Origin of the sequence: Streptomyces sp. BV286, assembly GCF_019090165.1 — a bacterium.
In the GTDB taxonomy this organism is placed as follows: domain Bacteria; phylum Actinomycetota; class Actinomycetes; order Streptomycetales; family Streptomycetaceae; genus Streptomyces.
Window position 1 is genome coordinate 82,016 of sequence record NZ_JAHRIB010000106.1, and the last position, 10,376, is coordinate 92,391.

Genomic DNA, 10,376 nt, shown 5'->3' on the forward strand with positions numbered 1-10,376 from the left:
GGCCCTTTCCGAACGGCCCCGCCCCCTTTCTGAACGGCCCCGGCCCTTTCTGCGCGGCCCGCCCCGTCCCGGAACCGAAGATCGGGCCTCACCCCCTGCCCGTACTCGCCCCCCGGGCGTCGGGGCCGGGCACGCGGCTCCCCGCGCCCCGGGTGGCCACCCGAAAACACGCCGCGCGCGGGTCCGGATGCTGGGATGCTGGGGTCTGACGTATGTGCGGGGCGCGGGCGGGGACCGAACCCGGTGCGCGGTCCGGGACGGGCTGGGGGGCCGAAAGATCGTGGAGGACAGGGTGCGCGTGGTCATCGCCGAGGATTCGGTGCTGCTGAGAGAGGGCCTGACCCGGTTGCTGACCGACCGCGGGCACGACGTGGTCGCCGGGGTCGGTGACGGGGACGCGCTGATCAAGACGATCACGGAGTTCGCGGCGCAGGACGCGCTGCCGGACGTCGTGGTCGCCGACGTCCGGATGCCACCGACCCACACGGACGAGGGCGTCAAGGCGGCCGTGCAGCTGCGCAAGCAGCACCCGGGGCTCGGTGTCCTGGTGCTGTCGCAGTACGTGGAGGAGCAGTACGCCACCGAACTGCTGGCCGGTTCCACCACCGGCGTCGGCTATCTCCTCAAGGACCGGGTGGCCGAGGTGAGGGAGTTCGTGGACGCGGTCGTCCGTGTGGCCCGCGGCGGCACCGCCCTCGACCCCGAGGTCGTCGCGCAGTTGCTCGGCCGCAGCCGCAAGCAGGACGTCCTCGCGGGACTCACCCCCCGCGAGAGGGAGGTCCTGGGACTGATGGCCGAGGGGCGGACGAACTCCGCGGTCGCCCGGCAGCTCGTGGTCAGCGACGGCGCGGTCGAGAAGCACGTGAGCAACATCTTCATGAAACTGGGCCTGTCCCAGAGCGACGGGGACCACCGGCGCGTTCTGGCGGTCCTCACCTACCTGAAGTCTTGACCTACCTGAAGTCCCGAGAAACTGACACTCTGTCAGAAATACACCGTGGCTCGAGCGCGAGAACCAAAGGATGAGCACGCAGCGTCTTCACAGGTAACGCCGGGGGGCGGATCGATCGTGACGGATCAGGGTGCACGGCAGTCTCAAAACGACGTCCATCATGCGAGTGTCCCGGGGAGGGCACCCCACTCCGACGTAGGGTTGGCCCCGGGAAGGCCTGCGGGAGGGCCACGCCCGGCCAGCCGCCTCGAAGGAGGTCCACTTCAGTGACCAGTCAGGTCAGCAGTCCAGCTGAGCAGGCCGACGGAGCCGTCGTAGGAGAACAGCGCAAACCGGCGAGTGAGAAGGACGTACGCCGACTCGATCGGGTGATCATCCGGTTCGCGGGGGACTCCGGCGACGGCATGCAACTGACCGGAGACCGCTTCACCTCCGAGACGGCATCGTTCGGGAACGACCTTTCGACACTGCCGAACTTCCCCGCCGAGATCCGTGCGCCCGCAGGAACCCTGCCGGGCGTTTCGTCTTTCCAGCTGCATTTCGCGGACCACGACATCCTCACCCCGGGCGACGCGCCCAACGTCCTCGTGGCGATGAACCCGGCCGCCCTGCGGGCGAACCTGGCCGACGTGCCGCGCGGCGCGGAGATCATCGTCAACACGGACGAGTTCACCAAGCGGGCGATGGCCAAGGTCGGCTGGGCCACGAGCCCGCTGGAGGACGGGACCCTGGACGGGTACAGCGTCCATCCCGTCCCCCTCACCACGCTGACGGTCGAGGCGCTCAAGGATTTCGACCTCTCCCGCAAGGAGGCGGAGCGCAGCAAGAACATGTTCGCGCTGGGCCTGCTGAGCTGGATGTACCACCGGCCGACCGAGGGCACCGAGAAGTTCCTGACCACCAAGTTCGCCAAGAAGCCGCACATCGCGGCGGCCAACATCGCCGCGTTCCGGGCCGGCTGGAACTTCGGCGAGACCACCGAGGACTTCGCCGTCAGCTACGAGGTGGCCCCGGCGGCCCACGCGTTCCCGACGGGCACGTACCGGAACATCTCCGGGAACCTCGCCCTGTCGTACGGCCTGATCGCGGCCTCCCGCCAGGCGGATCTGCCGCTGTACCTGGGCTCGTACCCGATCACGCCGGCCTCCGACATCCTGCACGAGCTGAGCAGGCACAAGAACTTCGGCGTGCGGACCTTCCAGGCCGAGGACGAGATCGCGGGCATCGGCGCGGCCCTGGGCGCGGCCTTCGGAGGCTCGCTGGCCGTGACCACGACGTCGGGTCCCGGTGTGGCGCTCAAGAGCGAGACGATCGGGCTGGCCGTCTCCCTCGAACTGCCGCTGCTGGTCATCGACATCCAGCGCGGCGGCCCCTCGACCGGCCTGCCGACCAAGACCGAGCAGGCCGACCTGCTCCAGGCGATGTACGGGCGCAACGGCGAGGCCCCGGTGCCGATCGTGGCTCCGCGCACCCCCGCCGACTGTTTCGACGCCGCCGTCGAGGCGGCCAGGATCGCGCTCAGCTACCGCACACCGGTGCTGCTCCTGTCCGACGGCTACCTGGCCAACGGCAGCGAGCCCTGGCGGATCCCCGAGATCGACGAACTGCCGGACCTGCGCGTGCAGTTCGCGCAGGGCCCCAACCACACGCTGGACGACGGCACCGAGGTCTTCTGGCCGTACAAGCGCGACCCGCAGACCCTGGCCCGCCCGTGGGCGATTCCGGGCACGCCCGGCCTGGAGCACCGCATCGGCGGCATCGAGAAGCAGGACGGCACGGGCAACATCTCGTACGACCCGGCCAACCACGACTTCATGGTCCGTACGCGGCAGGCGAAGATCGACGGCATCGACGTACCGGACGTGGAGGTCGACGACCCGCACTCCGCCGACACCCTGGTCCTGGGCTGGGGTTCGACGTACGGGCCGATCACCGCGGCGGTGCGGCGGCTGCGGGCGGCCGGCGAGAGCATCGCGCAGGCCCATCTGCGGCACCTCAACCCCTTCCCGCGGAATCTCGGCACGGTGCTGCAGCGTTACGAGAAGGTGGTCATCCCCGAGATGAACCTGGGTCAGCTGGCCACGCTGGTCCGGGCGAAGTACCTGGTGGACGCCCACTCGTACAACCAGGTCAACGGAATGCCGTTCAAGGCTGAGCAGCTCGCCACGGCTCTCAAGGAGGCCATCGATGGCTGAGACGACCACGGAAGGCCCGGGCACGATCGAGGCGCTCACCCTGGTGCCCAAGGCCGAGGCCAAGCAGTCCATGAAGGACTTCAAGTCCGACCAGGAAGTGCGCTGGTGCCCCGGCTGCGGTGACTACGCGGTCCTCGCCGCCGTCCAGGGCTTCATGCCCGAACTGGGCCTGGCGAAGGAGAACGTCGTCTTCGTCTCGGGCATCGGCTGCTCCTCCCGCTTCCCGTACTACATGAACACGTACGGGATGCACTCGATCCACGGCCGTGCGCCCGCCATCGCCACCGGACTCGCCTCGTCCCGCCGCGACCTGTCCGTCTGGGTCGTCACGGGCGACGGGGACGCGCTGTCCATCGGCGGCAACCACCTGATCCACGCGCTGCGCCGGAACGTGAACCTGAAGATCCTGCTGTTCAACAACCGGATCTACGGGCTCACCAAGGGCCAGTACTCCCCCACCTCCGAGGTCGGGAAGATCACGAAGTCGACGCCGATGGGTTCGCTGGACGCGCCCTTCAACCCGGTGTCCCTGGCGATCGGCGCGGAGGCGTCCTTCGTGGCGCGGACCGTGGACTCCGACCGCAAGCACCTCACCGAGGTGCTGCGGCAGGCCGCCGCTCACCCGGGCACGGCGCTGGTCGAGATCTACCAGAACTGCAACATCTTCAACGACGGCGCCTTCGAGATCCTCAAGGACCGGCAGCAGGCCGAGGAGGCGGTGATCCGCCTGGAACACGGCAAGCAGATCCGCTTCGGGGCACCCCTCGAGGACGGCCTCGGCTCGAAGGGCGTCGTGCGCGACGCGCTGAGCGGGGACCTGAAGGTCGTCACCGTCACTCCGGAGAACGAGCCGCGGATCCTGGTCCACGACGCGCATGCCACGTCACCGACCACGGCGTTCGCCCTGTCCCGCCTCGCCGATCCGGACACACTGCACCACACGCCGATCGGCGTCCTCAGGTCCGTCGACCGCCCCGTCTACGACACCCAGATGTCCGACCAGCTCGATGCGGCCATCGAGCAGAACGGCAAGGGCGACCTGTCGGCGCTGCTCGCGGGCGGGGACACCTGGACGGTCGTCGGCTAGCGGTTCCGTTTCCGGCACCACTCACGCGACACACCGGGGCCCGGACCGACAGGTCCGGGCCCCGGCTCGCGTCCCGCGCGGCTCAGGTGCGGTTCCCGTCGTACGCCTCCCGCGCCTTCACCACGGCGTCCATGCGCGTCGCGGTCCAGCTCGCCAGGGCCTCGACCTGTTCGGCGGCCTCGCGGCCCAGGTCCGTGAGCGAGTAGTCCACGCGCGGCGGGATGACGGGCTTGGCGTCCCGGTGGACGAAGCCGTCGCGCTCCAGGGTCTGCAGGGTCTGGGTGAGCATCTTCTCGCTGACCCGGCCGATGGCCCGGCGCAGCTCACTGAAGCGGTGAGGGCGCTCCATCAGGCGGATCAGGACGAGGACGCCCCAGCGGCTGGTGACGTGCTCCAGGACCAGACGGTGCGGGCACATCGCCTCGCCCTCGTGGTTCCACTTGCTCGGCTTGCTGACTGCTGCGCTTACGGCCATGCAAGTACCTTACTTCAAAGTGGGTACTTTCAAAGAGTTAGTGCAGCTCCTATGGTGAGTGTCAGACCCACCCCACAAGGAGTTGTTTCAGACATGAGCATTGTCGTCACCGGAGCCACCGGCCACCTCGGCCGTCTCGTCGTCGAAGGCCTGCTGGAGAAGGTTCCGGCGGAGGGAATCACGGCCGTCGTCCGCAACGAGGAGAAGGCCGCGGACCTCGCCGCCCGCGGAGTGAAGATCGCGGTCGCGGACTACAACGCTCCCGAGACCTTCGACAGCGTCTTCTCCGCCGGCGACAGGGTGCTGCTCATCTCCGGCAACGAGTTCGACAAGGGCCGCGTCGGGCAGCACAGGATCGTCCTCGACGCCGCCAAGGCCGCCGGGGTCGCGCTCCTCGCGTACACCAGCGCTCCCGGCAGCCTGAGCGCCGCACTGGCCGACGACCACCGGGGCACCGAGGAGGCGATCCTGGCGTCCGGCGTGACCTACGCCCTGCTGCGCAACGGCTGGTACAACGAGAACTACACCGAGAACCTGGCCCCCGTGCTGGAGTACGGCGCCGTCGTCCAGGCCGCCGGCGAGGGCAGGGTCTCCTCCGCCTCCCGCGCGGACTACGCGGCCGCCGCCGTGGCCGTGCTGACCGGCGAGGGCCACGAGAACAAGACGTACGAGCTGGGCGGCGACACCGCCTGGGGCTTCGCCGAGTACGCCGCCGAGGTGGCGAAGGCGTCCGGCAAGGAGATCGTCTACAACTCCGTGCCCGTGGAGGCCTACACGGGCATCCTGACCGGCGCCGGACTGCCCGGGCCGCTCGCCGCGATCCTGGCCGGCGTGGACGCGTCCATCGAGAAGGGCGAGCTGGTCGTCACCAGCGGCGACCTGTCCCGGCTGACCGGCCGTCCGACCACGCCGATCGCGGAGTCGGTCGCGGCGGCGCTCAAGGGCTGAGCACCGGCCGAGCCCCGGTTCCGGGCCCCTCCCCCGGGCCCGGAACCGGCACCCCCGCCTGTCACGACCGTATGGCGATACGGGCATGACGTGCGGGGGTTCTTGGCGCTACCTTCGTGGAGGCTGCGCGTGGCCCGGATGCCGCGGGTCCGCAGCGTTCGAGAGAAAGGGCCGTGCCGGTGGAGTCCAAGGGCGAGCAGCACACAGTGCTGGATTCCAGGAGTGAACAGCGGATCGGTCTGCTGAACGGCTTCGCCGCGTACGGCATGTGGGGGCTCGTCCCCCTCTTCTGGCCGCTCCTCGAACCGTCGGGAGCCGGGGAGATCCTCGCCCACCGCATGGTCTGGTCGCTCGGCGTCGTGCTGATCGCCCTCGCGGTGATGCGTCGCTGGTCCTGGGCCGGGCCGCTGCTGCGGCAGCCGCGCAAACTGGGCCTCATCACCGTCGCGGCGGCCACCATCACGGTCAACTGGGGCGTCTACATCTGGGCCGTGAACACCGGCCACGTGGTGGAGGCGTCCCTCGGCTACTTCATCAACCCGCTCGTCACCATAGCGATGGGCGTGCTGCTCCTGAAGGAGCGGCTGCGGCCCGCTCAGTGGGCGGCGGTCGGCATCGGCTTCGCCGCGGTCCTCGTCCTGACCCTCGGATACGGCCGGCCGCCGTGGATCTCCCTGTGTCTCGCCTTCTCCTTCGCCACGTACGGGCTGGTGAAGAAGAAGCTCAACCTCGGCGGGCTGGAGTCACTGGCCGCGGAGACCGCGATCCAGTTCCTGCCCGCGCTCGGCTATCTGCTGTGGCTGTCGTCCCGGGGCGGGGCGACCTTCGGCGGCGAGGGCGCCGGGCATGCGGCGCTGCTGGCCGCGACCGGTGTGGTGACGGCCCTGCCGCTCGTGTGCTTCGGCGCGGCGGCGATCCGGGTGCCGCTGTCCACGCTGGGGCTGCTGCAGTACCTGGCGCCCGTGCTGCAGTTCCTGCTCGGCATCCTGTACTTCCACGAGGCGATGCCCGCCGAGCGGTGGGCGGGGTTCGCGCTGGTGTGGGCCGCGTTGTCACTGCTGACGTGGGACGCGCTGCGGACGGCCCGGCGGTCGAGGACGGTCCTGCGGGAGGCGGCGGTCGCCGCCGCCTCGGTGGCGGCGGAGGCGGCGGTCGAGGCGGCCGACGAGGCGGACCGGGGCCCCGGCCGGACCGCCGTCCCGAGCCCGGGCCCCGGTTCGAAGCCGGGCACGCACGCGTAAGCGAACCGGCAGACGATGGTCGGCGGTCTCCGTCAGTAGTCGGTGTCCTTGCCGAGGAACAGTTCGGCGAAGCCGGCCGCGGCGGCGGGCGAGCCGAGGGTCCGCCGCAGCCGCGCCTTCGCGATGCCCGCACGGAACGGATCGCCGGACGACGTGCCGTGGTATACGTCGGACAGCCACTGCGAGAACTCCTGGTACTGCCACACCCGCCGCAGGCACTTCTCCGAGTAGTCGCGCAGCCCGCTCCCGTCGCCCTTGCCGTAGTGGGCGACGAGCGCGTCGGCCAGCACCAGGGAGTCGTGGATCGCGAGGTTCATGCCCTTGGCGCCTATCGGCGCGAGCAGGTGGGCCGCGTCCCCCACCAGATACAGGCGTCCGTACGCCATCGGCTCCACCACGTAGTTGTGCATGGCCAGGACCCGCTTCTCGATCAGCCTGCCCTCGGTGAGCGGCTGGGCGCCGTCCGCCGCGAGCCGTTCGTGGAGTTCGGCCCACACGCGCTCGTGGGACCAGTTCTCCGGGTCGTCGCCCGGCGGGCATTCGAGGTAGTAGCGGGTGACCTGCGGACTGCGGGCCATATGACCGGCGAACCCGCGCGGATGGATACCGAAGACGACGCAGTCGCAGGACGGCGGCGCCTCGGCGAGCAGGGCCAGCCAGCCGACACCGAAGTCGTGCCGGGCGACCGTGACGTGCTCCGGTGGCATACGGTCCCGGGTCACCCCGCGTGCGCCGTCGCAGCCCGCGACGAACTCGCAGTCCAGCCTGACGCGTTCACCCGTCGCCGGATCCGTGTACGCCACCGAGGGCCGGTCCGTGTCGATCCCGGCGGGCTCGACGTCGCGGACGCCGAAGCGGATGTCGCCGCCCCGGACGTCCGCGTACTCCCGCACCAGGTCCGTCACCAGCAGCGGCTGCGGGTAGACGTAGTGACGCCGGCCCGACACCTCGGCGTACGGGAACCGGTGGCGCTCCCCCGCGAGCCGGAACTCGCATTCGGTGTGCACCCCGGCGTTCTCCAGCAGCCTGTCCGCAAGGCCCCGGCCGTCCAGCGCGCGGACCGCCCACTCCTCCAGGAAGCCCGCGCGCGGCCGCTGCTCGATGAAGTCCCGGCTCTCGTTCTCCAGCACCACGCAGTCCACGGAGGCGGCCCGCAGGATGTTGGCCAGCGTGAGCCCGGCGGGGCCCGCGCCCACCACGACGACGCGGGTGCGCTGCGGGGAGGCTGACGGGACGGAGGCGTCTGCGGTCATGCGGACAGTATGGCCAATCCGGTGGCGCGAGTCGTCGACTCACGCGCTGCTGTGCGGAGTTGACGGAAGCGGGGCGGGGCTGCCGTCCGGGCCGGTGGCGGGGGTCGCCGTAGCCGTGACAGCGGCCACGGTCGTGGCCGCCGCGGTGGCGGGGGCTCCGGCGGTGACCGTGACGGCCGCCGCCTCGGTCGGCGGCTTCACCCGCCGTCCGAGGCCGAAGGACGACAGCAGCGCGCCCAGCGTCACCATCACCACCGGGACGACCAGCGCAGCGCGGAAGGCGGACAGGGTGGCGTCCGGGTCCGAGCCCGCGGACGCCCCCGAGGAGGCCAGGCCGTACACCGCCGTCACCGCCGAGATGCCGATCGCCGAGCCGAACTGGGTGAAGGTGTGCAACAGCCCGCTCGCCAGACCCTGTTCGGACTCCGCCACACCGTCGGTCGCCGCGATCGTGAGCGGCCCGTAGGCCAGGGCGAAGGCGGTGCCCGCGATGATCAGCGTCGGGAACATCGCGGCGTACGACCAGTCCATGCCGACGGGAAGGAACAGCCCGTACGCGACGATCGCCAGGACGAACCCGCCGAGGATCACCTTGCCGTAGCCGTAACGGGTGACCAGCCGGGGCGTGAGCGTGGGCGCGAGGACCGCGTCGCAGCCCAGCACCACCAGGGCGATCGCCGTCTGGAGCGAGGACCAGCCACGCAGCTCCTGGAGGTAGAGGGTGAGGACGAACTGGAACCCGAAGAAGGCTCCGACGAAGAGGAGTGCGCCCAGGTCGGCGCGTACGACGGACCCTGTACGGAAGATGCCGAGGCGGACGAGAGGAGTGGGGGTACGGCGTTCGACGACGACGAAGACCGCGAGCAGGACCGCTGCCACAGCCACCGCGCCGGCCGTCAGTCTCCAGCCCGCCAGCCCGTGTTCGAGGCGTACGACGGCGAAGGCGGCGATCAGCATGGCTGCCGCGGCGGTGGTCGCACCGAGGATGTCGAAGCCCTCGGTACGACGGCGGCGGCGCCCGGGGCTCTCCTCGGTCCGGGGTTCCCGGACGCGCGGCTGGGCGGGGATCAGGCGGACCGCCGCCGTCAGCAGCGCGCCCGCGAGCAGCACCGGGGCGAAGAAGACCCAGCGCCAGCCCAGCTGGGTGAGCAGTCCGCCGATGACCAGACCGAGTGAGAAGCCGGCGGCCGCCGTGCCCGCGAAGACCAGCAGGGCCTTGTTGCGCTGCGGGCCCTCCTCGTACGACGTCGTGATGAGCGACAGTGCGGCCGGGGTCATGAAGGCGGCCGCGACACCCGTGACGAAGCGGGCGACGATCAGCGTCCAGCCCTCCGTGGCGAACCCGCCCAGGCCCGAGAAGGCGAGGAAGACCGTCAGCCAGGTGAGGAACATACGGCGGCGGCCCAGCAGGTCGGCCGCACGGCCGCCGAGCAGGGTGAACCCCGCGTAGCCGAGCACGTACGCGCTCATCACCCAGGCCGCGGTGTCCGTGGGCAGGTCGAGGTCGGATCTGATGGAGGGGATCGCGACGGCCAGCATCGCGACGTCGATGCCCTCCAGGAAGATCGTTCCGCAGAGGACGAGCAGCAGGGCCCAGGCGCGGCTGCCCATCGGGGCTCCTCGGGTGTCCATGGTGACTCCTCGGGTGCTCATCCAACTCCTCGCGAGGAGAAGGAGAAAGTGGGGTGGTTACCCGGTCGAGGGTCAGTTCCCTCTTGTAACCGGTGCCAGCCTGCGGCAGCATCGGCAGGTATGGAAGAAGGCACTTTGAAGTCACCGAGTAACTGCGCGAGCACCGTGGACCACGGCGACGCGGACCCCTTCCAGTGGGACACCCGCGAGGACTGTCAGGTGCGGCAGATCCTCGACCGGGTGGCGGACAAGTGGTCCCTGCTGGTGATCGCCCTGCTCGAGTCCCGGCGGCTTCGGTTCACCGAACTGCGGCGGGAGATCGACGGGGTCAGCCAGCGGATGCTGACGGTCACGCTGCGGCAGCTGGAGCGGGACGGGCTCGTGAAGCGGACGGTGCATCCCGTGGTGCCGCCGCGGGTGGAGTACGAGCTCACTCCACTCGGGGGCACCCTGCACGCGACCATCCAGTCACTGGTGACCTGGACGGAGACCCACCAGGGGGAGATCGCGGCGGCTCGGTCGGCCTATGACGAGCGGAGTGCGACGGGGTCCTGAGGCTGGGCCGGGGGCGGGCTGGGGAGGCGGGCCCGGGG

9 protein-coding genes are annotated in these 10,376 nt (G+C 70.5%); 6 read left to right on the plus strand and 3 right to left on the minus strand.

Annotated elements, in window-relative coordinates; all coding sequences use genetic code 11:
* Positions 1–280: 280 nt before the first annotated feature.
* The 3 genes from KUF83_RS14830 (at position 281) to KUF83_RS14840 (ending at position 4,234) form a co-directional block, all read left to right on the plus strand.
* The gene (locus KUF83_RS14830; protein ID WP_055509708.1) at positions 281–952 is read left to right on the plus strand and encodes a response regulator transcription factor; all 672 of its coding nucleotides are present in this window, start codon (positions 281–283) and stop codon (positions 950–952) included.
* Positions 953–1,218: 266 nt separating this feature from the next.
* The gene (locus KUF83_RS14835; protein WP_217455129.1) at positions 1,219–3,147 is read left to right on the plus strand and encodes a 2-oxoacid:acceptor oxidoreductase subunit alpha; all 1,929 of its coding nucleotides are present in this window, start codon (positions 1,219–1,221) and stop codon (positions 3,145–3,147) included.
* On the plus strand, positions 3,140–4,234 hold the full coding sequence (locus KUF83_RS14840; protein WP_217455130.1) for a 2-oxoacid:ferredoxin oxidoreductase subunit beta: 1,095 nt from the start codon (positions 3,140–3,142) through the stop codon (positions 4,232–4,234). Before KUF83_RS14835 ends, KUF83_RS14840 begins: the two co-directional genes overlap by 8 nt.
* Before the next feature lie 82 nt (positions 4,235–4,316).
* On the opposite strand, the gene KUF83_RS14845 is transcribed toward KUF83_RS14840, so the two are convergent.
* Positions 4,317–4,709 (minus strand): helix-turn-helix domain-containing protein, encoded by a 393-nt coding sequence (locus KUF83_RS14845; protein ID WP_217455131.1) that lies wholly within the window; start codon positions 4,707–4,709, stop codon positions 4,317–4,319.
* 93 nt (positions 4,710–4,802) lie between these two features.
* On the opposite strand from KUF83_RS14845, the gene KUF83_RS14850 reads away from it, so the two are divergent.
* Positions 4,803–5,657, plus strand: coding sequence for an SDR family oxidoreductase (locus KUF83_RS14850; protein WP_217455132.1), 855 nt, complete (start codon positions 4,803–4,805; stop codon positions 5,655–5,657).
* A 266-nt stretch (positions 5,658–5,923) separates the two neighbouring features.
* The gene (gene rarD, locus KUF83_RS14855; RefSeq protein ID WP_254643864.1) at positions 5,924–6,898 is read left to right on the plus strand and encodes an EamA family transporter RarD; all 975 of its coding nucleotides are present in this window, start codon (positions 5,924–5,926) and stop codon (positions 6,896–6,898) included.
* Positions 6,899–6,930: 32 nt separating this feature from the next.
* Here the strand turns inward: rarD and KUF83_RS14860 are convergent, their stop codons facing one another.
* On the minus strand, positions 6,931–8,151 hold the full coding sequence (locus tag KUF83_RS14860; protein WP_217455133.1) for a 4-hydroxybenzoate 3-monooxygenase: 1,221 nt from the start codon (positions 8,149–8,151) through the stop codon (positions 6,931–6,933).
* A 39-nt stretch (positions 8,152–8,190) separates the two neighbouring features.
* A complete protein-coding gene (locus KUF83_RS14865) occupies positions 8,191–9,762 on the minus strand; it encodes an MFS transporter (RefSeq protein WP_217455139.1) in 1,572 nt (523 codons plus the stop codon).
* Between the two features lie 141 nt (positions 9,763–9,903).
* Between KUF83_RS14865 and KUF83_RS14870 the strand changes: the two genes are divergently transcribed.
* Positions 9,904–10,338 carry a helix-turn-helix domain-containing protein gene (locus tag KUF83_RS14870; protein ID WP_217455134.1) on the plus strand — a complete coding sequence of 145 codons (435 nt, stop codon included), beginning with the start codon at positions 9,904–9,906 and terminating at the stop codon, positions 10,336–10,338.
* The last annotated feature ends 38 nt before the right edge of the window (positions 10,339–10,376 follow it).

Coding starts and splice junctions, on each gene's coding strand:
- KUF83_RS14840 (WP_217455130.1), top strand. CDS start 3,140: ATGGCTGAGACGACCACGGAAGGCCCGGGCACGATCGAGGCGCTCACC.
- KUF83_RS14845 (WP_217455131.1), bottom strand. CDS start 4,709: ATGGCCGTAAGCGCAGCAGTCAGCAAGCCGAGCAAGTGGAACCACGAG.
- KUF83_RS14850 (WP_217455132.1), top strand. CDS start 4,803: ATGAGCATTGTCGTCACCGGAGCCACCGGCCACCTCGGCCGTCTCGTC.
- rarD (WP_254643864.1), top strand. CDS start 5,924: ATGTGGGGGCTCGTCCCCCTCTTCTGGCCGCTCCTCGAACCGTCGGGA.
- KUF83_RS14860 (WP_217455133.1), bottom strand. CDS start 8,151: ATGACCGCAGACGCCTCCGTCCCGTCAGCCTCCCCGCAGCGCACCCGC.
- KUF83_RS14865 (WP_217455139.1), bottom strand. CDS start 9,762: ATGGGCAGCCGCGCCTGGGCCCTGCTGCTCGTCCTCTGCGGAACGATC.
- KUF83_RS14870 (WP_217455134.1), top strand. CDS start 9,904: ATGGAAGAAGGCACTTTGAAGTCACCGAGTAACTGCGCGAGCACCGTG.